The 25582-nt window shown below is 32.2% G+C and carries 16 protein-coding genes, 2 pseudogenes and 1 riboswitch; of the genes and pseudogenes, 13 read left to right on the top strand and 5 right to left on the bottom strand.

What is annotated here, in order from left to right:
* Nucleotides 1–147: 147 nt before the first annotated feature.
* From P700755_RS18340 to P700755_RS18910, 7 genes are all read left to right on the top strand, one after another.
* Entirely contained in the window at nucleotides 148–2535 is a 2388-nt protein-coding gene (locus tag P700755_RS18340; RefSeq protein ID WP_015026102.1) for a M1 family aminopeptidase, read from the top strand.
* Nucleotides 2536–2863: 328 nt separating this feature from the next.
* Complete coding sequence (locus P700755_RS18335; protein WP_015026100.1) at nucleotides 2864–3898, top strand: alpha/beta hydrolase family protein; 1035 nt, start codon at nucleotides 2864–2866, stop codon at nucleotides 3896–3898.
* A 366-nt stretch (nucleotides 3899–4264) separates the two neighbouring features.
* The gene (locus P700755_RS18330) at nucleotides 4265–4807 is read left to right on the top strand and encodes a DUF4377 domain-containing protein (protein WP_015026099.1); all 543 of its coding nucleotides are present in this window, start codon (nucleotides 4265–4267) and stop codon (nucleotides 4805–4807) included.
* Between the two features lie 518 nt (nucleotides 4808–5325).
* A complete protein-coding gene (locus P700755_RS18325; RefSeq protein WP_015026098.1) occupies nucleotides 5326–6978 on the top strand; it encodes a tetratricopeptide repeat protein in 1653 nt (550 codons plus the stop codon).
* A gap of 197 nt (nucleotides 6979–7175) precedes the next feature.
* Nucleotides 7176–8672: a T9SS type A sorting domain-containing protein gene (locus P700755_RS18320; RefSeq protein ID WP_015026097.1), complete on the top strand. Its 1497-nt coding sequence runs from the start codon at nucleotides 7176–7178 to the stop codon at nucleotides 8670–8672.
* Nucleotides 8673–9241: 569 nt separating this feature from the next.
* Nucleotides 9242–9448: a hypothetical protein gene (locus tag P700755_RS20350; protein ID WP_169314471.1), complete on the top strand. Its 207-nt coding sequence runs from the start codon at nucleotides 9242–9244 to the stop codon at nucleotides 9446–9448.
* Nucleotides 9403–10038, top strand: a complete 636-nt coding sequence (locus P700755_RS18910; protein ID WP_157609441.1) for an IS30 family transposase — start codon at nucleotides 9403–9405, stop codon at nucleotides 10036–10038. Before P700755_RS20350 ends, P700755_RS18910 begins: the two co-directional genes overlap by 46 nt.
* A 297-nt stretch (nucleotides 10039–10335) precedes the next feature.
* Here the strand turns inward: P700755_RS18910 and typA are convergent, their stop codons facing one another.
* Together typA and thiC are read right to left on the bottom strand one after the other, a co-directional pair.
* On the bottom strand, nucleotides 10336–12108 hold the full coding sequence (gene typA / locus P700755_RS18305) for a translational GTPase TypA (RefSeq protein WP_015026095.1): 1773 nt from the start codon (nucleotides 12106–12108) through the stop codon (nucleotides 10336–10338).
* Between the two features lie 1658 nt (nucleotides 12109–13766).
* Nucleotides 13767–15626, bottom strand: coding sequence for a phosphomethylpyrimidine synthase ThiC (gene thiC, locus P700755_RS18300; protein ID WP_015026094.1), 1860 nt, complete (start codon nucleotides 15624–15626; stop codon nucleotides 13767–13769).
* Between the two features lie 303 nt (nucleotides 15627–15929).
* Nucleotides 15930–16024, bottom strand: a riboswitch (TPP riboswitch).
* 286 nt (nucleotides 16025–16310) lie between these two features.
* Here thiC and P700755_RS18295 point away from each other — a divergent pair.
* Both P700755_RS18295 and P700755_RS18290 read left to right on the top strand, forming a co-directional pair.
* Entirely contained in the window at nucleotides 16311–17546 is a 1236-nt protein-coding gene (locus P700755_RS18295) for an IS4-like element ISPto2 family transposase (protein ID WP_015022770.1), read from the top strand.
* Nucleotides 17547–17998: 452 nt separating this feature from the next.
* Nucleotides 17999–18565, top strand: a complete 567-nt coding sequence (locus P700755_RS18290) for a hypothetical protein (RefSeq protein WP_015026093.1) — start codon at nucleotides 17999–18001, stop codon at nucleotides 18563–18565.
* Here P700755_RS18290 and P700755_RS18285 read toward each other — a convergent pair.
* A complete protein-coding gene (locus P700755_RS18285) occupies nucleotides 18555–19532 on the bottom strand; it encodes an IS30 family transposase (RefSeq protein WP_041758579.1) in 978 nt (325 codons plus the stop codon). The genes P700755_RS18290 and P700755_RS18285 overlap by 11 nt on opposite strands.
* A gap of 893 nt (nucleotides 19533–20425) precedes the next feature.
* Here P700755_RS18285 and P700755_RS18280 point away from each other — a divergent pair.
* The 3 genes from P700755_RS18280 (at nucleotide 20426) to P700755_RS18265 (ending at nucleotide 23550) form a co-directional block, all read left to right on the top strand.
* Nucleotides 20426–21298 carry a DUF2971 domain-containing protein gene (locus P700755_RS18280; RefSeq protein ID WP_157609343.1) on the top strand — a complete coding sequence of 291 codons (873 nt, stop codon included), beginning with the start codon at nucleotides 20426–20428 and terminating at the stop codon, nucleotides 21296–21298.
* Nucleotides 21299–21595: 297 nt separating this feature from the next.
* Nucleotides 21596–22444: a carboxypeptidase-like regulatory domain-containing protein gene (locus P700755_RS20940; RefSeq protein ID WP_015026091.1), complete on the top strand. Its 849-nt coding sequence runs from the start codon at nucleotides 21596–21598 to the stop codon at nucleotides 22442–22444.
* Nucleotides 22445–22809: 365 nt separating this feature from the next.
* Nucleotides 22810–23550 (top strand): hypothetical protein, encoded by a 741-nt coding sequence (locus tag P700755_RS18265; protein WP_015026090.1) that lies wholly within the window; start codon nucleotides 22810–22812, stop codon nucleotides 23548–23550.
* Between the two features lie 110 nt (nucleotides 23551–23660).
* On the opposite strand, the pseudogene P700755_RS20200 reads toward P700755_RS18265, so the two are convergent.
* A pseudogene (locus P700755_RS20200) lies at nucleotides 23661–23990 on the bottom strand (transposase); the annotation flags it as partial.
* 31 nt (nucleotides 23991–24021) lie between these two features.
* A pseudogene (locus tag P700755_RS19635) lies at nucleotides 24022–24147 on the bottom strand (IS3 family transposase); the annotation flags it as partial.
* Nucleotides 24148–24933: 786 nt separating this feature from the next.
* On the opposite strand from P700755_RS19635, the gene P700755_RS18260 reads away from it, so the two are divergent.
* On the top strand, nucleotides 24934–25314 hold the full coding sequence (locus P700755_RS18260) for a hypothetical protein (protein ID WP_157609342.1): 381 nt from the start codon (nucleotides 24934–24936) through the stop codon (nucleotides 25312–25314).
* Nucleotides 25315–25582: the final 268 nt, after the last annotated feature.

Here is a 25582-nt window from a genome sequence, read left to right as displayed (position 1 = left end):
ACTATTGATTCGAAGTTAATAGTTAGGAGTAAACGCATTAAAAAGAAAAAGTCACAAGCACTTGAATCTGAAACGGATCAACTTTATGATGTCGAAATTCCAGAATTCAGAATAGAACAAGGTATTAAATCGAAATGGTCCCAGCTCATGCATTTCTCATGGTTTTATTTCGTGAGTATTTGCAAGCAAACCTCTTTTTGGGCCATTGTGATTTGTGGGATGATTATCATTTTAATCAATTCAGTGAATCTCGGAACCGTATATGGTGTTGATAGTTATCCTGCAACTTATTTTATTGTTGAAGAACTTCGAGAAACGTCTTTTTACTTCTTTGTGATCATCCTTGTTTTTTATTCCGGAGAACTCATTTGGAAGGAAAGAAGTGCTAAACTAAACTTGATCTATGATGCAAGTCCAATGTCGGATTTCTTGAATCTCGCAGGTAAATATTTTGGACTCATACTGATCTATATTGTACTTATTATATCCTTGATTATTTCAGGACTCATTTTTCAAACGATTAATGGATATTACAACTATGATCTTGAGGTATATTTCTATGGCTTCTTTCTGGAAATCTTACCATTTCTAGCTTTATTTACGCTTATAGCCTTCTTTGCGCAGGTAATGACCAATCAGAAATTTGTCGGGATTCTTGTGGTTCTACTATTTTTTATATTGAATGGTTCTTTGGCGCTCTTCGGAATAGATCACGATTTATACTTCTTTGGAGGTAGCTCCTTAGGTGCTTATTCAGATATGAACGGCTATGGACATTTTATGAAGCCTTATCTAATCATTAAAAGCTATTGGTTCTTATTCGGACTGCTATTACTAATTGTAGCATCGATTGTTTCCGTTAGGGGAACAGAAACTAATCTTATAAAAAGATTGAAAGCGAGTAAACACCGAATAAGTAAACCTATCTTGAAACTAGGATTAGTTACAGTGGTAGCTTTTATTATGCTTGGTAGCTATATATTTTACAACACAAATATCTTAAATGAACATTGGACAAATTCTGAAAAGACAGTATTTAGAGTTGACTATGAACGAACATTAAAAAAGTTTGAATACCTGCCGCAGCCCAAAATAGTAGCTGTTAATTTAAAGGTAGAACTATATCCAAAGTCCAGAAATTATACTGCTGAAGGCTTTTATGTTCTGAAAAACACAAACGATACTCTTATTAAAGAAATTCATATTCAGAAACTCATAGAAAAAAATGTAGAACTGGAGTCTGTGACTTTTGAAGGCGAAGCAACTATTGATAAAAAGTATTCAGAATTCTCTTATTATAATTATAAGTTACAGCACCCCTTACAACCTGGAGATTCCATAAAAATGAACTTTAAGCAGACCTTTACAACGAAGGGCTTTGAGCAAGGTAGCTCCAATACTAAAATTGTACATAACGGTACCTTTTTCAACAATACGGATTTTCCAACCTTAGGTTATAACAAAAAATATGAACTCAGTGATGCTGATGATCGTGCAGATTATAATTTACCAATTAGATCAAGCAAAGCTCAGAGGGAAAACCCCAAAGAATTAGTCAACGCTATGTCTGGCGGAGATTCTGACGGTATTCATTTTGAAATTGTGATTGGGACAGATAAGAATCAGACCGCTATTGCTCCTGGTAATCTATTGAAGAGTTGGAAAGAAAACGATCGTTCTTATTTTCATTATAAAATGGATATCCAAATGACCAACTTTTATTCAATAGGTTCAGCACACTATGAAGTTAAAAAAGATACTTGGATTCCAACATCAGGTACTGCAAAGAAACCTGTTGATTTAGAGATTTATTATCATAAAGAACATGACTATAATATAAACAGAATGATGGAGTCAATGAAGACATCGTTTGACTATTACAGTACTAATTTTAGTCCGTATCAATATCAACAAATGCGTATTATGGAATTTCCGCGTTATGCAGAATTTGCACAAGCATTTCCGGGAACATTACCCTTTTCTGAATCTATCGGATTTGTGTTAGATATTGATGATGAAAAAGATGTGGATATGGCATTTTATGTGACGGCTCATGAATTGGCACATCAATGGTTTGGAATGCAAGTGGAAGCTGCTAATGTTCAAGGACGACTTATGCTATTAGAAACTTTATCGCAATATGCTGCAACCATGGTATTGAAGCAACACTATTCTGAAGGAAAAGTGCAGCAATTTTTGGAGCTTCAGAAAGATCGGTATTTAGAAGAAAAACGCAAAGAAAATGCTCAAGAGCCATCATTAGCTTTGGTAGAAAATCAAAAGTATGTTTATTATGAAAAAGGGGCTATTACTATGTATGAACTTCAGAAACAGATTGGTGAAGACCAAGTCAATCTGGCTTTGAAACGATTTATAAATGACTGGAATTCAAGAGATGGAAAACTAAAGTTGACTACAGACAGGTATGCAACTACCAAAGATCTGTTAGGCTATTTTAGAGAGGTTGCACCAAGCGATCAAAAACATATAATCACAGACCTTTTTGAATCTGTTGGTGACTTAAAAACTAATTAAAATTATATGATTTGGCTTCATAAAGAACTATAGGGGTTTACTTACTTAAAGAAAAGAAATACTATTGAGTCTTTGTAAATGGTGAGAGGAAAGTAACATAACAGTTGCTAAAAATGTATAAGCAATAGCTAAGAAAGTGGAAACCCCAAAGTTTTGCAAGTTTTTAAAAAGACCACCATAAGTATTGATATTGAAGGGTAATGGCTTGGTGTTATTTGGAAGTAACTGGTTTTTTATTCCTCACGTTTTTTAGCCAAAGCATTGGACTTAATGCCAAGATTGTAACAAAAAAACAAATAATTCGTCTTAAAGAGAAAGTATATGATTTATGAAAATATTAAAACGAATTGCAATTACCATATCAGTGCTAACCTTATCGGGAACCCTCTTTCTCGGTTTAAAATTTGGGATGAGATATTACAAATCATATCAAAACGAAGAGATACTAACCAATACAATTTTAGATAATGAAATTAGCTCTAGTGATTACACTAAAGCAGAGCGTCTAAAAAATGGACAAATTTTATCTAAAAAAATAATTAACCTTTCAGAAATACTACCAATTTGGACTACTATTTCTGAAAATGATTCTTTACTACATGCTTATAAATATTTAGATAACATCAATTTTTATGTCATCGTTTATAAAAGTGATTTACTTTTGGTTAATGGAATAATTGCTGAACCCAAAAAAGAAGGACGATTTCCTGTAATTATATTTAACAGAGGAGGCAATAAAGAAATTGGGAAAGTTGCAAAAGCTAAAACACTATATTCTCTAATAACAACGGCCTCTAAACTGGCAGATGAAGATTATTTACTTATTGCTAGCTGCTACAGAGAAGAAGATGAGATTGGAGGGGATGACCTTAACGATGTACTCAATCTAACTGAAACTATTAAATCTATTGATAAAGCTGACGCAACTCGCATAGGGATGTATGGATGGTCAAGAGGAGGAATGATGACCTACTTATCCTTAAAAAATAGCACTAAAATTAAAACGGCAGTAGTGGGTAATGGACCTTCAGATTTAGAAGCACTTATCATTGATAGACCGGAAATGGACAGTAGGGTATGTGCAAAGCTGATTCCTGAATACGATAAGAACAAAACAAAAGAATTACAAAAACGTTCTGTTATTAATTGGGCAGATGAATTAGATAAAAATGCTAGTTTACTTATTCTTTGCGGAACCGAGGATGAACAAGTACATCCAAATCAAGCTGATTTAATAGCTCACAAACTGGAGGAAATAAACTATGATTTTAAACTTGAAAAAGTGAAGACGGATCATACGTTTTCTAATAAAAAAGAAGAGCTTAATAGATTACTCCTTAGTTGGTTTAAAGAAAATCTATAATAACTAAGCAAAACAAAGCATATCATACCAAATTAGACCTATAATGACGCAATAAATCGTTTCTTTTTCGCCTGCTTTTCATCAAAAATAATTACCGTAGCTAAGGCTATGCTACTTATTTTTGATTTCAATCAATCAAAAAATAATTCAATTTATTCATACGGCATTATAAATATAATTTGGTATCACTTATTGCTAAAGAGCGTTTAATGATTACTGCGGAAATTCTGTTGAATTGCCTGCACGTAGTCCATTTTTATCATTTAAGTGTTTGTGCAGCAAACCCTTCAGCAAACCTTGGCAACACTTTGACGCAACCGTTAGCATAATCATGCAACTTAGTACTAGTAACTAAATCTAAAAAATATGAAAACGAAATTTTTACTTTTAATGGTTTTAGGGATTTTATGCTCTTGTTCTAATGATGATGGAAATGACTCTCAAATTATTGATATAAGAATTAACCATTTCCAGGATACAGGAATAGCTCTAAGCCCTATTTTAATATTAGAAATACAGGAGGGAAATAATATTGGAACAGAGAGCTGGACTAAATTCTATTCATATATTGAGGGATTTAATTATGAACCAGGTAAAATCTACAATCTTTCGGTAAAAATAGAAAATATAGACAACCCACCTGCTGATGGAAGTTCTGTGAACTATACTCTTGTAGAAGTTAAGTCAACTCAAGACGTTGATACTGAAACTCTTTTTGATATAGATTTAAAAATAGGTGGAGAAAGTTTTGTAACCACCGACTCTGGATTAAAACTGCTTAATCAAATAGATATTGATTGTAATACTCTTTGCAATGAATTAGAAACAACAATAACGAATCAAGATTTTGTAGTTGGAACGTTTAAAAGAATTTCTAATAATGAAATACAATTAATGGAACTTGAATAAAAATATCACCAATATTTTACAACATTAATTGATCTGTTTTAGCTTTATGTCTTAGCATGTTTCTTTTAAAGGTATGTAGACAGTGGGGATTAAAATTTACCTCAAGATATCAATGAAAAAATCATCGATATTTTGAGGTATTATTGTTATACAGTTTTATGTGATTATAAATTTACTTAGACATGAGTTAGGGATTGTATTGGCATCCTTTTGCTTTTTCTGCAAAAGATAGAAAGGAAAGCCTGACTACTCTCTTTTATACCTACTTCTATATTGCGGTAATTTATTAGCGAGCTCACATCTGTTTTGTGAAAACCTAAAAAAATACAGGCGTTTTCACTTTGATACCTTTATAATTAATACACTGTTTTTTAAAAGTTATTATTTCGTGCCTAATGATTATGTAACTTATCCAAAGAATAAGCGTCTTAATAAAAACATAGTAAAACTAAAGAAGTCAGAATTAAACATCAATTTCATCAAAAGTGATCAAACTCATATCTCCATTTTTTAAAAAAATGCATTTATTTAAATATGCGATCCTATTGCTGCTATTTAACATATCGCCACTAAAACTTTCTGCTCAAATAGAGACTCAAGCGAGTGTAATTGAACGCATTGATTTGGGTATAAAATATTTATCTGAGAAAAATCATGCTAAATCGCTAGAAGAACTAATCGGAGCAAAAGAGTTAGCAATCCGAGAAGAATGGTATTCTCAGGCATTTAATGCAAGCCTAAATATTGGAAACAACTATTACTTACTAATGGATTATGGTGAGGCTTTTCAATACTATTTGCAAGCCTACGAAATTGCTGTAAAGCACTTGAGTGCAAGGCAAGAAATGGTTGCATTTAATAATATTGGGGTTTTATATACGGAAGACAAAGACCTTATAAAGGCGAAAAAATCGTTTCTAAAGGCTTATGAAATTGCAAAAAAGTTAGACGATAAAGAAAAAATTGGGGCCTATGCCATTAACCTTGCTTTGCTAGGAAATAAAATGGGGGAGTTGGAACTTTCGGAAAAGTATATTGATGAGGGATTACCCCTTATAAATGATAATCTTATTTTGTTTCTATCGGGAGAAATTGCAAGGGCTGAAAATTTGCTTTTAAGAGCTCAATATGTAAAAGCCGAAAACCTAGCACTAAAGCTTTTACCACAAATAAATGATTTATCAATTTTAAGAGATGGAATGACAGTTAATGACAGAATTACTGTTTTGTTGATCTTAACTCAGGTATATGAAGAACAAAAGCAATTTAAGCTTGCTCAAAAATATGCTCTATTAGCACGCTCATCTCGTAAAGATATTGAAGGACGTAAAGAAATTTACAATCATCTTGCCAGATTATATTATGAGACAAACGATTTTGTAAAAGCAATGGCCTATAAAGATTCGGTTGTTATCGCTACAGATTCCCTGTACGCTATTAAGAACACTGCTTTGTTTAAAAGTGAACAGGTCAAGTTTCAAATTCATAATTACCAGCATGAACTTTCTGAAAGCAAAGAAAAACTGCAAGGAGAAAGACAGTTTTTTTATGGTTTAATAATCTGTGTAGTTCTGTTTATGGGATTTTTAATATTGGTATACAAATACAATTCTCTAAAGCACAAACAGCAAAAAAAGATAGCAGAACTCAAATTGGCTAAGGAAAAAAATAGTCATCTTTTAATCGAAAGACAGAATCAAGAAAGAAAAGCCCAAGTACTGTTAGAAAGAGAAAGATTTAAAAATGAATTGGACAATAAAAACAGGGAGCTAACCTCAAAAGCTATGTTTTTATCAAGTAAAAATGAACTTATAGAAGAAATTGTTCAAACCTTATCTGCCAATACGCAAATCGAAACCAATGCCGTTTTAAAGAAACAAATAAATGAATTAAAAAAACACCTAAAAAAAGATACCCAATGGGACAGTTTTTTTGTGCATTTTGAAGATGTAAATCAGGGTTTTTTGGACAGATTAAGGGCCCAACATCCCAATTTAACTTCGAGTGATATTCGGTTTACAACTTTTCTTTATATGAATTTAACTTATAAAGAAATTGCGTCTTTACTTAATATTACACCTCAGTCATGTAGAAAGAGAAAAGAGCGTATTTCAAAAAAGATGAATATCGCAAGCAACCTTTCAATTCACATGTATTTATCAAGTATTTAATATAATGTCACGCTTTGTTAGTAGGTATGTCACAAAATGTCTCACGATATTTTTTAAAAACTTGAATTCTAAATATACTTTTGATCCCTAATCGATTTAAAACAGATTACTCAATAATCCATTTGTGTAAAACAAGGAACATTTTGAGCACTCTTTTTATTCAAACAATAAACTTAATTAATTCTAAAATTAATCTAATGACAAAAATTAACATGACAAAGAGCTTTATTATTCTTGTATGCTTACTTGGAGGTACTATCATGAAAGCTCAATTTACACAAATAGCTAAAGTGGTAAGCGAGAATAGAGAAAGTCGTGCTGAATATGGAACTTCGGTCGCCATTGCTAAAGATTTTGCAATTGTTGGTGCTTCACGAGAGACTATTGCTTCAGGAGCTGCCTATGTTTATAGCAAAGATGACCGAGGGGTTTGGAGTTATTCACAAAGATTAGCTGCTTTTGACCCCAACCAAGGTGCTGAATTTGGAGGTGGCGTAAAATTTTCGGATGATTATTTAGTAGTTGCAGCAGGAAGAGCAAATGTAGAAAATATAGAAAGAGCGGGAGCCTTGTATGTCTATGACTATCAAAATGACAATTGGGAGTATAGCACAAAATTAGTAGCCTCAGATTATAGTGGAGATGCAAAATTAGGGATGAACCCTACCTCTATGGATGTAGACGGCAATACAATTGTTGCAGGTGCTCCTGCTGAAAACGGATGGATAGGATCTGTGTATGTATTTACTAAAGAAGGAGGGACTTGGACAGAAACTCAAAAAATACTAAGCCCTGAAGCACCAACTAATGACACTTTTGGAGTAGGAGTATCTATTTCTGGAGATTATTTAGTGATTGGTGCTAGCGATGTAGATAGACGTAAAGGTGCTACTTATATATATATGAAAAACAGTTCTGGTATATGGGAATACAACCAAACTTTAATGGCTTCAGATGCAAGCAATGGTTCTTTCTTTGGAAATTCAGTGAACATTTCTGGTGATCAATTAGTTGTGGGAGCTTATGGTACAAATTCTGAACAAGGGGCAGCCTATGTGTATGAAAAGGATAATGAAGGAGTTTGGTTAGAAGTTCAAAAATTGAATGGGAACTCTTCAATAGAAAATGCACAATTTGGTTGGAGTACAGATATCCAACCAAATTATATTTCTGTATCCGCTCCACATATCTTCGGATTAGAAGTTGGAGAAGCTTATTTCTATAAAAGAGAGAGCAATGGTCTCTGGGTAGAAGATCAAATTATACTAGGTGAAGACACCATAGGAGAAGATTTTTATGGTTGGAGTATTGCTATGCATGAAAAACAATTAATTGCGAGTGCACCTTGGGAAGACCACGATGCCAATGGAGAAAATGGAATAGATCGAGCTGGTTCTGCCTACATTTTCGAAGATTCAGAAATGCTAGGAGGTTCCACAGATAATTCTTTAGAAGTTATTTTTACGGTATATCCTGTTCCTGCTAAAGATCATATTACCATAGCAACCAACTCTGGTACCATTTCAAAAATTAAATTGATGAACTTACAGGGAAGGCTTATCAAGGAAGAGACACTATCAGTTGAAAGAGAGTATAATTTAGATGTTTCTCGCATTGCACAGGGAATTTACTTTGTAAATGTATATATGCAAGATGGGAGAATGTCAACGAAAAAAATTATCAAGATTAATTAAGGTAGCATAGCTAAGTTATTATAATTGCAATAAGGGGCCTCTTCGGTTAAACCCAATTATATAAAGAGCAATACTTCTTTTGCTCTTTATATTTTTTTGCTTAGATACCTTAACAGCAAGTAAATAAAGACAATGAACAGAGAGTTTTCCTTTGTGAGTTTGAAGACGAAATTTGGAATAAATAGAATTTCGATAAAGTTGAACAATATGTTCAGAAAGCATATATACTTCATCTCTTTACTGATGACACTAGGGAAATAAAAACTTGAATTCAAGTTATAAGCGTAACTTTTAGATTTGATTAGTATAGATGCTTTTAAAACAGAAAGAGGAATATGTTCCTCTTTCTTGTTTTGATAGAAAGGTTATTTTACAGCTTCAAATCGCCAAAAAAGAAGTTGCAATGAATCACCTTACCAAAGAATAAAGATATACAAGGCGCAAAGAAGGTTATAATCAGAGAGCTATTGCAGTAGACAAAGAAAAGCCAGTAATTAGTCAAGAGCTAAAGCGTCATAAGGATCAAAGAAGCGGTGAATATCGCTACGAATTAGCTGTGAAGAAGTGTCGTGAGAGACATAATACAAAAACTTAAACAGATTTGTTTTACAGATGAAATAAAAACAGCTTCACAAAGACTTTTAAAGTTAGATTATAGTCCCCAACAAGTAGTAGGGATATTAAAGAAACACCAAGAACCTAGTCTAAGTGTTGAAAACATTATCACTATATCTGGAATGAGAAAAAACATAAAGAAACCCGACATAAACATTTAAAACATCAAGGCAGGCTTTATCTTAAAAGAGGCGTAGCAAAGAATTCTAGGGGTATTATAAAAAACAGGGTACGTATAGAAAACCGACCCAGTAGAGTGGAGCTCAGAGATCGCTTTAGAGATCTTGAGGTAGATTTGATAATAAGTAAAAATCACAATCAAGCTATTCTAACAATTAATGAGAGAAGCTGTGGAATGCTTAAAATGAAAAAAGTTTCTTCTAAAGAATCCAAAGGGGTAGGGGCAGCAATCATAGATTTACTAGAGGATTGGAAACCTTATTTGAAAACTATTACAGTGGATAATGGAAAAGAGTTTGCAGACCACCTTGTGGTAGTGCAGCAGCTTAATATAGATTATTATTTTGCAAGACCTTATCACTCTTGGAAACAGGGTTCAAACGAAAACCTAAACGGACTGATAAGACAATATTTACCTAAAAAAACAGACTTTACAAAAATCACTGATTACCAAGTAAAACAGATACAAGAGAAATTAAATCTAAGATCTAGAAAAAGGTTCAATTATGAAAATCCTATATCTGTGATGGATCAATGGCTATTTAACTCAGAAGTTGCATTTATAACTTGAATTCAGCATATATAAAATAGAGTAGACAAGTAAGAACTACAAAGTTTTTGCTTTTTTTATTTTTAAACTGGAATTAAAAGCATTTTTATACATAAACAGTACCCAAAATTAGAAAACCATATTTTTGGTAGAGACGATATAACAGAAAATTGCAGACGTAAAATGATGGAGTAATTATATACTTCCAGTACCCTTAGGTTTAAAACTTATTGTCAGACTGAATACTTTAAATTTTATGAAACAAAAAAAGCTCAAGAAACAAATCTTGAGCTTTTATACTATTTATATGTTTGAAAATTATCCTTTAAAGACAATTTTACGCATTCTTAAACTTTTTGGAGTGACTTCTAAGTACTCATCAGTCTTAATATATTCCATATTTTCCTCCAAAGAGAAATCTACTTTCGGTGCAATTTTCATAGCTTCATCTGTACCAGATTTACGCATGTTTGTCAATTGCTTTCCTTTAATTAGGTTTACAGCCATCTCATCAGATTTACTGTTTTCGCCAATGACTTGACCAATATAAATCTCTTGATTTACATCAATAAAGAAACGACCTCTATCTTGCAAACGGTTTAATGCATATCCTGTTGCTTTACCAGCTGCAGAAGAGATGATAGCTCCTTTTACTTCCTCAGTAAAATCTCCTTTATAAAGAGCATATTCACTAAATCTGTGGTTAATAATTGCTGAACCAGCTGTTGCTGTTAAAATTCTATTTCTTAGACCGATCAAACCTCTTGAAGGAATTGAAAATTCTAAGTGTTGTAAATCTCCTTTAGGTTCCATGATTAACATGTCTCCTTTTCTAAGGGATACTAAATTAATAGCTCTAGAAGCCATTTCTTCAGGAACATCAATAGACAATGTTTCCATTGGCTCATGTTTCTTACCGTCAATCATTTTAATAATTACTTGTGGTCTTCCCACTTGTAATTCGTACCCTTCTCTACGCATTGTTTCAATTAAAACAGATAAGTGTAAAACTCCACGTCCATAAACGTTAAATTTATCTTCACTATCAGTGGTTTCAACTTTTAATGCTAAGTTTTTTTCTAATTCTTTGAACAGACGATCACGAATGTGACGCGAAGTAACAAATTTTCCTTCTTTACCGAAGAAAGGAGAATTGTTAATTGTAAACAACATACTCATTGTTGGTTGGTCTATCTCTGTTCTTGGCAATGCTTCTGGGTTTTCTAGATCTGCAATGGTATCACCAATTTCAAATCCATCAAGACCCGTAATTGCACAAATATCTCCACAGGGTACTTTTTCTACTTGCATTTTCCCCAAACCTTCAAATACGTGCAATTCTTTAATTCTTACTTTTTTAGTAACACCATCAGCTTTACATAACGTGTAATCTTTACCCGCTTCTAAATCTCCACGGAATACACGTCCAATAGCAATTCTACCTGTAAAAGAAGAAAAATCTAAAGAAGTAATTTGCATTTGTGGTGTTCCTTCGTTGTATTTAGTTGCTGGAATAGATTCTAAAACGGCATCTAACAAAGGAATAATGTTATCCGTTTCATTTCTCCAATCTGTACTCATCCAATTATTTTTTGCAGAACCGTAAATGGTTGCATAATCTAATTGTTCTTCCGTTGCATCTAATGCAAACATTAAATCAAAAACTTTTTCGTGAACGATGTCAGGAGTACAGTTGTCTTTGTCTACTTTATTGACAACAACAATGGGAGTTAAACCTAAGTCTAAAGCTTTACCTAATACAAAACGAGTTTGTGGCATTGGTCCTTCAAATGCATCTACTAATAATAAAACACCATCAGCCATTTTTAATACACGCTCTACTTCTCCACCGAAATCGGCGTGACCAGGTGTATCAATGACATTGATTTTTGTTCCTTTATACATTACAGAAACGTTCTTAGAAAGAATGGTTATTCCTCTTTCACGTTCTAAGTCATTATTATCTAGCAATAAATCTTTACGCTCTTTACGATCGTCTAATATTTTTGCTTGATCTATAATTTTGTCTACTAAGGTTGTTTTTCCATGATCGACATGGGCTATGATAGCGATATTTCTAATTTGATGCATGCGAATTTCTTAAATTTGGTGCAAAAATACTTTTTTCTAAGCAATTTTACAAATTCTAAGTGTTTATTTTTTATTAATGTAGCTTGACATCTTATTATTTCTAGTTTAATTGCTATTATTACAGTACTTTGTTGTATTAATTTTAAAATTTAATACCCTTTAATACAATTACTCTTTTTAAATCCTTGTAAGAGATCTATTGAAAACAACCTCCTTTTAAGTTTAATACTGCAGCTGGAAAGTTGTTTTCCATTAAAATACCAATCGCTTGCGCACTGCGAAGTCCAGACTTATATACACTACTAATACCAAATTAGACCTATAATGACGCAATAAATCGTTTTACCGATACGAATTCGGCACTGGCTTTTTTCGCCTGCTTTTCATCAAAAATAATTACCGTAGCTAAGGCTATGCTAGTTATTTTTGATTTTAATCAACCAATCAATCAATCAATCAAAAAACCTGTGCTGAGCTACGTTGTAGTATAATTCAATTTATTCATACGGCATTATAAATATAATTTGGTATAACACCAAATTAGACCTATAATAACGCAATAAATTGTTTTACCGATACGAATTCAGCACTGGCTTTTTTCGCCTGCTTTTCATCAAAAATAATTACCGTAGTTAAGGCTATCCTAGTTATTTTTGATTTCAATCAATCAATCAATCAATCAATCAATCAATCAAAAAATAATTCAATTTATTCATACGGCATTATAAATATAATTTTCTATTACAGATTTAATGTTGTTCAAAACACCTTAACGATTAATAAATGGATGGTTAAAATTACATTTAAGCAAAATGATTGGAGGATACATTTGTACCACAACGGTATTTGTTGTTGTGAATGAATATTTCCATAGCTTTTATGGTTGGTTTATACCGGGTATAATTGGAGGATTTATAATAGGGAATTGGATGAGAAAGTTAAATAGAAAAACAGTCTGGAACATCACTAAAAGATAAATTTAGAATATCAAAAAGAAGAAATAAGCCTTTAAGAACAGAAATAAATATTCCATTTCTGTTCTCTATAAAATATAATCAATCTCATAAAGACTTACAGGTCAAACTCCTCTTAAAAAGTAGAATCAAAATGAAAGCTCTGATAACTGTATAGAGAAAAATGCTTGATCTTATTTTTATGAAAGATAGAAACCGAAATTCTTATGAAAATAATTATCATAAAAGAAGGGTACACCACACGAATGTGGAAGTACCCTTGCTGGCTAGCTTATAGCTGCCTTAAAACATGTATGATTATTAAATATACTACACTATATTGAAAGATCACTTGACTAGTGACACATAATTTTATCAGGAGATCATGATTTTAGTGGTAATACCAATCTAAACCTAAACTGTCGCACTAAAAAGCCTGTACTGAACTAAATTCGGTACAGGCTTTTTAAGTTGGTTTTTATCAAAAACAATTCCCTGATAAAGGCTATGCTAATTATTTCAACTTTAATCCAGCATAAAATCTGAACTGCGTTGTTGTATAATTAAATTTATTTATAGGACATTATAAATTTAACTAGGCATGAGTTAGGGATTGTATTGGCATCCTTTTGCTCTTTCGGCAAAAGATAAAAAGGAAAGCCCGACCACGCTTTTTTTTTAAAGCGTGGGAACTTCCTAAAAATCTTACAAATACACTTCAGATCCTTTTTCTTTAAACTCTTTCGATTTGGCTTCCATGCCTTTGACGATGACTTCATTGTTTACAATGTCGTTTTCTGCGGCAAAGTCGCGTACTTCCTGAGAGATTTTCATAGAACAGAACTTAGGACCACACATAGAGCAGAAATGCGCCACTTTTGCGCCATCTGCGGGTAAAGTTTCATCGTGGTATTCTAAGGCGCGCTCTGGGTCTAATCCTAAATTAAACTGATCTTCCCAACGGAACTCAAAACGCGCCATACTTAAGGCGTTGTCTCTATGTTGCGCTCCAGGATGTCCTTTTGCCAAATCAGCAGCATGTGCCGCTATTTTGTAAGTGATGACTCCGACTCGAACATCTTCTTTATTCGGCAAGCCTAAATGCTCTTTTGGTGTTACATAACACAACATTGCGCAACCAAACCAACCAATCATCGCAGCTCCAATGCCCGAAGTAATATGGTCATACCCGGGAGCAATGTCTGTCGTTAAAGGGCCTAATGTATAAAAAGGAGCCTCATCGCAAAGCTCTATTTGCTTTTCCATATTCTCTTTAATCATGTGCATTGGCACGTGACCTGGACCTTCAATAAAACACTGAACTTCGTGTTTTCTGGATATTTTTGTCAGTTCTCCTAAAGTTTCCAACTCTGCAAATTGAGCTTCATCATTGGCGTCTGCAATAGATCCTGGTCGTAAACCGTCTCCCAAAGAAAGGGAAACATCATAGGTTTTTAGAATTTCACAAATATCTTCAAAATGAGTATATAAAAAACTCTCTTTGTGATGTGCCAAACACCATTTTGCCATGATAGAGCCTCCACGAGAAACAATACCGGTAACACGCTTGGCTGTCATTGGTACATACCGTAGTAAAACGCCTGCATGAATTGTAAAATAATCAACGCCTTGTTCAGCTTGTTCTATCAGCGTATCTCTAAAAACTTCCCAGGTTAAATCTTCTGCAACTCCATTTACTTTTTCTAAAGCTTGATAAATTGGCACGGTGCCAACGGGTACAGGAGAGTTACGTACAATCCACTCTCTAGTTTCATGAATGTTTTCTCCTGTGGATAAATCCATTATATTATCTGCTCCCCAACGACAGGCCCAAACTGCTTTTTCTACTTCTTCTTCAATAGAGGAGGTCACTGCAGAGTTTCCGATATTAGCGTTTATTTTTACCAAGAAATTTCTACCTAAGATCATAGGTTCTGCTTCTGGATGGTTGATGTTCGATGGAATTACAGCACGTCCTCTGGCGACTTCTGACCGCACAAATTCCGGTGTAATTCGATCTGGAATGGAAGCGCCAAAATGTTCTCCTTTGTGTTGCTTTCGGATCTCAGTCATTTCATCTATTCGTTGATTTTCGCGAATAGCAATGTATTCCATTTCAGGTGTGATTATTCCTTTTTTAGCGTAGTGTAACTGCGTTACATTTTCTCCTTTTTTTGCACGCAAGGGTTTTTTTAATAACGAGAAACGCATGTGGTTCAAACTTTTATCATTCAACCGCTGGTTGCAATATTTGGAAGTAAACCCTTCTAATTGCTCTACATTATTTCTATCTAAAATCCATTGTTCACGAATTCTGTCAATACCAATATGTACATCTATTTTTTTATCAGGATCTGTATACGGTCCTGAAGTATCATAAACAGTTATTGGCTGATTTGGTGTTTTCTTTTTTGTCCTTGAGTCTTTGGTGTCACTTAATAAGATTTCACGCATGGCCACACTGATTTGTGGATGAATTTTTCCTGATACATATACTTTTCTTGAATTTGGAAATGCTTGTCTTGTAATCCCATTTTTACTTGGTGCAGTGTCTTTCTTTTTCATTTTATCTTAGATCAATTAAATAGTTTACAAGGTTTAATAACTAATTAGTTAACCTCCTGTTGTGGATATACCAATTAGCATTTTATCACTATTTTAAAATGCTCCAAAAAAGACCAATACATTTTCTTAAAAACAGGGCTACTTAGCGTTATGACTGTCTTATTCGTATTTATAGTTATAAAACGAACGTGGGCAATTGCCTTTAATATTTCTGAAAATTGATGGATTTCTTGGTTTACTTTTATAGTGATTATATTTATAAAATAGTACTGTAAACCTTTGGGAAGTAGTGTCTGTACAACTAAATCTAAGTAATTTTTTTCCTACGTTGGTATTAACCAAATCAGGTTCTAAGGATTTTTCTCAAACTAACTCAATAGCTACTCCCAAAATTTACAAGATAAATATACAAGGTAATTTATAATAAGAAGGATAAATAACTAAAATTATTTAGAGTCATTTCTAAAGATAAGAGTAAAACAGTGGGGGAGTGGGAAGCATTTTTATGACTAAGGGGAGTAATCCATTATAAGGAACCAAAAATAGTGTCAAAGACCGAAAAGAAATGCATTGGATTCTAAAGATTTTGATGTAGACTTAAAATATCACTAGCATCCGAAAGTCGGGATTTTAAAAAGCCCTCAGAATCACGTATTTTTGAGTTCTACCAAAAACTTTTCAAATATGGGACTCTTCAGGCGAAACAAAAATAACAATAAACCAGTCATTCGACAAATTTTAGATTTAGTACCCCATTGGTTATTTAGAAGTTGCACCAATACCTACAAAACAGATAAAGGTGTTCATAAGTATAGAACTTACGACCAGTTTGTTGCTTTAACTTTCGGACAGCTTAATAAGTGCCAGAGCCTCAATGATATATCAGCAGGAATTGGAGTTAGCGAGATTTTTATAAGCGACTTAGGTTTAACCCAAAGCCCTGCTCGTTCTACAATGAGCGATGGCAATAAAAAGCGTGACTGGCAGGTGTTTGAGAGCTTGTATTATCGTTTATTAAGTCACTATAAATCGGTGCTAAAACAGCATCATAACACCCATATTATAGAAGAGATTAAGGGCAAGGTAGTTAAACTAATAGATAGCTCAACGATTTCCTTGTGTCTGGCTATGTTTGATTGGGCAGAGTTTCGGACAGCTAAAGGAGGTATTAAATTGCACACTAGCTGGGATTATAATTTAATGATACCTGATGTAGTAAATATAACAGAAGCAAAGGTTCATGACAGATATGGATTAAAGCAACTGATTTTCCCTAAAGACACTATTATAGTTGAAGACAGAGCTTATTTCGATTTTGAATTAATGCTCAATAGAATAAAAGCAGAAAATGTATTTGTTACTAGAATTAAGTCCAACACTTTGTATGAAACGATAGAGGAGCTGGAGCTTGCTGATGATGTTGACCAACATATTCTTAAAGATGAAATAATACAACTTACATCAGGTAGGGCGATAGAAACGGGTATTTCAAAGCATAAACTAAGATTGGTACATGTTTATAAAGAAGATGAAAACAAAGTAATTGCCATTATTACCAACCAACTTGATTGGGAATACAATACCATTGCAGCATTATATAAGAAACGTTGGGATATTGAATTGTTTTTTAAAGCTTTAAAACAAAACCTACAAGTAAAAACCTTCTGGGGAACCAGTGAGAATGCAGTAAAATCGCAAATATATGTAGCGCTGATAAATTATCTACTTTTAGAGCTTATAAAGCGAACTATTTCCAAAAAAGCAGTTGCTTTTTCTAATTTGTCAGAAAAAGTGAGATTTTGCTTATATCACTACTTATCACTAGACTATGTGTGCAATGAAGTCAGAGAAGGTGTTCGTAAAGTGACAATTTCACCACAAAAAGTATTAGTGTTAGAGAGGGACTTATTTTCTGGGTAAAGTGAGCTTTTTAATGTAAACATTGGGGTAGAAACATGTTTCTTACTTCTTTCTAAAAACTTTCGGATGCTAGTGTTAAAATATAACAAACTGGCTTAGGTATTTCAATTTTCGGCAGAAAAACATAGCGTAAGTAGATCATATCAAACATTAGAAATTGATTGGGATAATAAAACAATAATAGAAAAATACAGTATTTACACTTCAATTAGACACTAAATTAAGGTGTACAACGCGTGTAAAATTAATCGTAAGTTATTCTCCACTTAGGAATCCCGAAGCGGAGGAACTCTTGGATTTTCTATTCAGTTTGCAAATATTAAATTGGTTGTCCGATCAACGCAACAAATAATATACAAACGCGTTAGCAAATATGCGATTGAAAACCAGTCAAAATTATAAATTGAAAAAAGTAATTATTCACAAATCAAAACAAAAGGAAAATTAAAAGTATGAGAAAAGTATTATCAATTTTAGTATTATTTATTACGCTGAATAGTGTTGCACAAATTAAATCGAAAGTTCAAAAAGTAAATGGAATCGAAGTTTATTTATTGGCAGAACCTGTAAGAGAATATGAAACTTTAAAAGGAGGTGGAAAAGGAATACAATGGGGTTCTGTTATTACTGGAGGATTGGTAAATGAAAGTATAGCTACAAAGGTGAGTAAGTATATTAATAAATTAGCTAAACAATACAAATATGAAAATATAAAATTTGACGCAGTAATTTATACAAACGGAAAACAAATGACTGCAATAAAGTTTACGGACGAAAAAACTCCTGAAAATGACAGAATTGCCGTAGTTCAAAAAATTGAGGCAATTCCTTTCTTTGTGATGAGTGAACCTATAAAAGACTATGATTTCATAAAAAAAATTAGGGGAGGAATTAAGTGGAAATCTGCTTTAACGGGAGGTTTAATAAATAATAGTATTGAACAAGATTTATTGAAGTTTGCGAAAAAAATGGAAAAGAAATTTTGGAGAAAACAAATATCCGCCGGATTCAAGTCATAAATGCAACTTCTGGGTTAAATAATAATTGATCCATTACAAATATAGGATTTTCATAATTGAACCTTTTTCTAGGTCTTAGATTTAATTTCTCTTGTATCTGTTTTACTTGGTAATCAGTGATTTTTGTAAAGTCTGTTTTTTTAGGTAAATATTGTCTTATCAGTCCGTTTAGGTTTTCGTTTGAACCCCGTTCCCAGGAGTGATAAGGTCTTGCAAAATAATAATCTATATTTAGCTCTTGCGCTACCACAAGGTGGTCTGCAAACTCTTTTCCATTATCCGCTGTAATAGTTTTCAAATAAGGTTTCCAATCCTCTAATAAATCTATGATTGCTAAGCCTACCCCTTTGGATTCTTTAGAAGGAACTTTTTTCATTTTAAGCATTCCAGAGCTTCTATCATTAATTGTTAGAATAGCTTGATTGTGATTTTTACCTATTATCAAATCCACTTCAAGATCTCCAAAGCGATCTCTGAGCTCCACTTTACTAGGTCGTTTTTCTATACTTACCCTGTCTTTTATAATACCCCTAGAATCCTTTGCTGCGCCTCTTTTACGATAACGCCTGCCTTGATGTCTTAGATGCTTATGTAGGGTTCCTTTATGTTTTTTATCATTCCAGATATGTTGATAAAGTGTTTCAACACTTACACTAGGTTCTTGGTGTTTCTTTAATATCCCTACTACCTGTTCTGGACTATAATCTAACTTTAAAAGCCTTTCTGAAGCTGTTTTTATTTCATTTGTAAAACAAATCTGTTTAGGTTTTGTTTTATGTCTCTCGCGACACTTTTTCACAGCTAATTCATAGCGATATTCACCGCTTCTTTGATCCTTATTACGCTTTAGCTCTCGACTAATTACTGACTTGTCTTTGTCTATACTTTCTGCAATAGCTCTATGGTTATAGCCTTCTTTGCGCATTACAGATATTGTATATCTTTGTTCTTTGGTAAGGTGACTCATTGCAACTTCTTTTTTGGCGATTTGATGCTGTAAAAATAACCTTTCCATCAAAACAAGAAAGAGGAATATTTTCCTCTTTCTTGTTTTGAAAAAGTAGCTATAATAATCAAATCTAAAAGTTGCATTTATTAGTTGAATTCAAGTCCGCAATAATGTATAAACGTGGAAAAAAGGCAATTGCTATAAAATTTAATAAGTAGGTTTTAAGAAAGTACGTTTGCTAACATCATAATAAAAATGGTAAAGTTGGTAGAACTCTACTTCTACTATGTCCTAAGGTTAGCCCTTATTAGAAAAATAAATGTAGGGGTTAAATAAATCCATTTTTAACTATATAAGAGTTGTGCTTATTTTAATTGGAAGTTTATTTGCTTTTACTATACCTGTATATTAGAGTGATTTTGATTTTAGTCAGACAGGGCAAATCAGCAATACAATTGGTGGAATAAATGCGCTAATAATTATTGTAATTGAAGTAATTTTAAACTTCATAACCAAGGTTAAGATTAACGAGTTTATAAAAAGCCGTTAGTCTTAACGTTGGTTTTCTATTTCAAGGTAATTGTGAAGCCATTGGAGGCCATTAATTAGCTATTGATTAGTCTATTAGTAGCTAGTAAAAAGCATTTTAAGATTCTTTTACAATAGAGTGTAATCTAATGTTGTGGTTTGAGATATAGATTAATTACTTCCAATATTTCAGCATTTATTAAAGCATGTTTTTAATGTTAAGACTTTTAAGACAATAAAAAAATCACTAAATTTATACTGTTACTGAAATGAGAATAACACAACTTATTATATTGTCCATATTTTGTGCTTCATGTAAAAAAAACTTATAATCAATGACTTCTATTAAGGATACATTCATAAAAAGATTCGAAGATTTTTCAATGAAAGCGAATGAAATTATTTCAAATAATCCTGAATACAAACAAGAATCGCAATTATATCACTACACTTCATTAGAAGCGATGGAGGCAATGATTAAATCTCAATCCATTAGAGCTTCTAGTATTTTTTTAATGAATGACCCTAATGAATTAATATATGGTCAAGAATATATCTCCAATAAATTTGATCAAACACTATCTAATAAATTAAAGCAGTCATATAAAGGACAATCGATTAACAACTTTTCAGCGTTCGTTTTCAGTCTATCAGAATTGAACGACGATATGAATCAATGGGAAAAATATGGAAATAAACATAAAGGAATACGTGTTGGTTTTACTCCTAAAAACCTTCTTGAATTCTGGTGTGAAATTGATAACATTACTGTGTTTTTGATTCCAGTAATATACTATAGCAATAATTCTAAATATATAGATCCATACGGAACTATTTTTGATGAGATGAAAAGCGGTTTTATTTCAGACATCAACAGTTACTTTATTGATAATGAAATTAGTCATGCAGAGTTAAATGAATTGAAATTTTTCTGTTCATTAATATCTTCTATGATAAAAAGAAAAGAGTGGTCTTCAGAAAAAGAATGGCGAATAATTTGTATTTCCAACGGTACTTTTCACAAAAATATAGATGGTAACTTCCAAAATGGAAAATCAAATATATTTATAGAAAATAAAACACCAAACACATTAAAAATGTTCACAAATTTTGGACATGATGGAATTGCATCAAAAGACATTTTAAAAATAGGTTGTAATGCGGGCGATAAAGACCAAATTGGCTACATATTAAGCTTGTTATATGATAAGAAAGTTATTATGCAAGTTTCTCAATCTGACATACAAACTAGATGAAAGAACACGAAAGTGAAACAATGGCTATAGTTAATACGGGTTTTGGTGATTAACCCAAAGTTTAGAGCCTTAAACTAAGTTCTCCAAATCTATTTGATTTGGCTTTTAAGAATGAATCAATTAAAATCAAGTTACACCATTTTGGCTCAGTGTAAAATTAAAGACGTATCGCTTTTTACCGCTCTACTTGCCCTATAATACCCGTCGCTAGTAATTTAAAAACTGATTGCTGAACTGTAACAAACTTTAAGTTCGTTCGTCTTAATATAAGTTATTATAAATTATTATAGAAAAAAAATGAAATACTATTCTAAATTACTGCTTTTCGCTTGCTTATTTTTTGTTTCAAATTCTTATTCTCAACTAAAGGGAAAATGTGTAGATGAATTTGGAAATGGAATACCATACGTAAACATCTCAATAAAAGGAACCTCTATTGGAACAGTGAGTACTATGAAAGGACTATTTTCTTTTGAAAACTCATTACTAAAAGAGAATGATTCTTTAATTTTTTCACATTTGAATTTTGAAAAAAAAATAATTAAAAATCAATTAGAACTAAATCCTATTCAACTCATCTCTAAAATTGAGAGTTTAGAGGAAGTTATGGTTTCTAATGAAAAAAGGAGATTTAAAGAAAAAATTGTTGGATCTAAAACTGAAACAAAAATGATTCTAGTCAATTTTCTTTCCGAAAGTTTAGGCACAGAAATCGGTAAAAAAATTGAGGTGAAAAAAAATAAAACCTACGATATAAAAAATGTTAAATTTAATATAGCTGAACTAGGATATAAATCTGCAACTTTTAGAGTCAATTTTTACACTATTAAAGATGATCAAATAGATTTTGTGAAAATAAATGAAGTTGATAATATTGTTGAAATCAGTGAAACGGGACTGGTTAAAATTGATGTTTCAAATCAATATTTATCTTTTGAAAATGATTTTATAGTATCTATAGAATGTATTCATCTAGAAAATGATGTAAATATTGAAGAAGAAAATAAGAGAATTAGATTTTCCTCCAAATTATTCAGTGGCCCTTTTATCTGGAGAAATAATGTTGATGTTGAATGGAATGAAAGAAGAGCAAAATATAATGTAGGAATTGGAATACATTTAAAAGTGGAAGAATATTCTAAATAAAAACGACTAGCAACACGCTGTATAATTGACTACTCTGGACATTGCCTACCAAAGAAAATTCCCTAGGAATTTTCTTTGGTAAGTATTTGTTTACTCATTCAGTTGCTTAACCAGGTGACTAAATTTAAACAAACACATAACAATTACTCTCATGCCCGTATTTAAAATTCAGTTCCTCGAAATTTCATTAACCATATGGTGAAACTTTACACTTAATGATTTAAATAGATTTTTCAGAAAACCACTCAACCTATTTATTCCTTACTTCAACTCATATTTTCCTGTACTCCCTATATAGTTCTTGTCGAGTTGTGATTATAGTTCTACCATTGTCTCAAATAATTAAATAATTAAAAATAGAGATCATGAAAAAATTAAATCGAGAACTAGTATTACTAAGAACATTTGCAGTCAGCACAGTAGCTATTATGGCAGTAATAGTATTGTTTGCTTTTAAAACGAATGAAAATCAAAAATTCGGAACTATTGATGTGGAACGCATCAATATTGTAGAAGCTGACGGTACTGTTAAAATAATCATTACCAATGTAGAACAGTTTCCAAATGGAGAAACTATAATCAATAATAAAGCTATAAATAAAAACAGAAAAAAACGATCAGGAATGTTATATTTTAATGAAGATGGCCTTGAATGTGGCGGACTTATATATGACGGTGCCAAAAATGAAAAAGGACATAGTTCTGGACTTTCATTATCATACGATCGATATGACGGTGACCAGGTAATGCAACTCATAACGACTGATGAAGCAAGAGGAGACGAAAGAAGAGTATCGAGTGCTTTAGTTTTTAACGATCGTACTGCAAACGTATCTATTGAGGAAACACATAAAATAATGGCAGAGATAGATAGTATTAAAGATAAAAAATTAAGAAGACAAAAATACAGAGAATATTCAGATCAAGGACTTATAGGCGGGACACCAAGGGTACTGCTTGGAAAAACGAAAAGTCAAAATAATGGGTTATTTCTATTTGGAGATAACGGAAAACCAAAAGCTATGTTTTATGTTGATAAAGACAATAACGTAAAACTAGAAGTGTTTGATGACCAAGGTAAGGTCACCAACTCATGGCCAGAATAATTTTATAAGAATCTAAAACTTCCTTGAAACATAACATCTCTGTTTCAAGGAAGTTTCTTAATTTTCATTCCAATGAAAATGGATTAGCTAGTAAATTTGTGACTAATTTTTTAAGCTAATTTTTTATTAGATCCTCTCAATTTTATTTCCATTTCTAGAGGTGAGAGATATCCTTAACTAGAATGTAATCTTTCGGTATTATACCAATGCATGTACCTATTAATAGACTCATATAATTGATTATATGAGGTAAATTTAAATCGATATAGCCATTCGTATTTGATTGTTTTAAAAAAGCTTTCAGCTACAGCATTGTCCCAGCAATTACCCTTTCTACTCATACTTTGGGTTATTTTAAGGTTAAAATTGCAAATGTTAGTCATTTTACTCAGAGCATATTGTGCACCTCTATCTGAATGAAAAATAAATTCTTTATGAATATGGAATAGCTAGTAAATTTGTGACTAATTTTTAAGCTACTTTTTTAATAAATCCTCTCAATTTTATTTTCATTTCTAGAGGTGAGAGATATCCTAAACTAGAATTTAATCTTTTGGTATTATACCAATACATGTAGCTATCAATAGACTCATATAATACCAAATTAGACCAATAATGTCGCAATAAATCGTTTTACCGATACGAATTCGGCACTGGCTTTTTTCGCCTGCTTTTCATCAAAAATAATTACCGTAGCTAATGCTATGCTAGTTATTTTTGATTTCAATCAATCAATCAAAAAACCTGTACTGAGCTACATCGTCGTATAATTCAATTTATTCGTGCGGCATTATAAATATAATTTGGTATAATACTAAAAAGACATTGAGAAAATTAATTTTACTTATTCTAATTTTAAATTTGTCTTATAAAAAGTCAATACTCAACGCCTGAATTAAAAATTCATTTTTCAGCCGACCAAATTGCGGATTTACAAAAAATAGCGGTGTTTTTTGAGAACCAAATCTGCAAAACTGACCAAATTGATTTCAAAAATTGTTTCGAGCCAATTCTTCCGAACTTAATTGATTTAGGTTATGAACCGGTTTTGAGCGTATTGATTATCCTGGTAAAACGGAAACTTTCAACTTCATAAACAACGAGGTGACCAGCGGGAACTAAGGGTAGCTATTAAATATTTTAAACATCTGCTATATTCACCAATGACAGCTCCAATAATTGAACCAACGGGATTACAAAAAGCCGTTGGTTAAAAACACTCTAGTTTTTGAGATTAATCTAAAGTCTGTTGGATAATATATGTGAAAGTGTTAGTTTGGATCAAAATTTAAATATTCTACTTAAAAGATATATGCCCTATAATGAAGATTTAAATAGAGTTTATATGGATGTTGTAAACAAGCAGAAAGAACAATGAGAAAAATGAAAATTGTAATCCTTTTAACGTTAGTACTAAATGTCGGTTGTTCAAATTCAAACCCCGAATTGGACAAATCTTTGACTGATTTTTCGGTTGTAATAGCTGAAATTGATTCAGAAGAGTTAGAAAAGATTACAACCGAAAAAGGATTTAATTCTATAATGACTTGGTCTGATTCTTTGAGTAATACTCAATTTTTACGCAAACTTTCCGACAATCTAAAAAATGGTGGAGATGGAGTTTTTCATACTAATGATTTGGACTCAATCATAATTATGTCACTTGGAAAATCAGATGAAATAGTTGGTGCAACAAATGGATATTTAACTTTAAGGAAAATAGATACTGAATATAAGATTGATGAATTTAGAGGTGGAAAATAAAAAGCCAGTGCCCAATAACTAAGTATATGGCTTGCCGCTAGGTCAAAGCTATATGATTTGTTGACTGGTTCAGGACTTTTGGATAAGGAGAAATTCGATGAGTTGGTAAGAACCTTACAAGAGGAGAAGGCTGTTTTTAGTTGCATTCAGCTAATTATTACAACATATCAGAATAAAAACCAATAAACCTCTAGATCACTAGTCTGGTAAATATTTCGACCATTACTAATCTTCACCCAGTTTTTTCTATAAGGTAAATATTTAAACG

Origin of the sequence: Psychroflexus torquis ATCC 700755 (assembly GCF_000153485.2) — a bacterium.
Taxonomy (GTDB): domain Bacteria; phylum Bacteroidota; class Bacteroidia; order Flavobacteriales; family Flavobacteriaceae; genus Psychroflexus; species Psychroflexus torquis.
The sequence above is the reverse complement of the archived record's forward strand: the minus strand, read 5'-3'. Positions and strand labels throughout refer to the sequence as shown.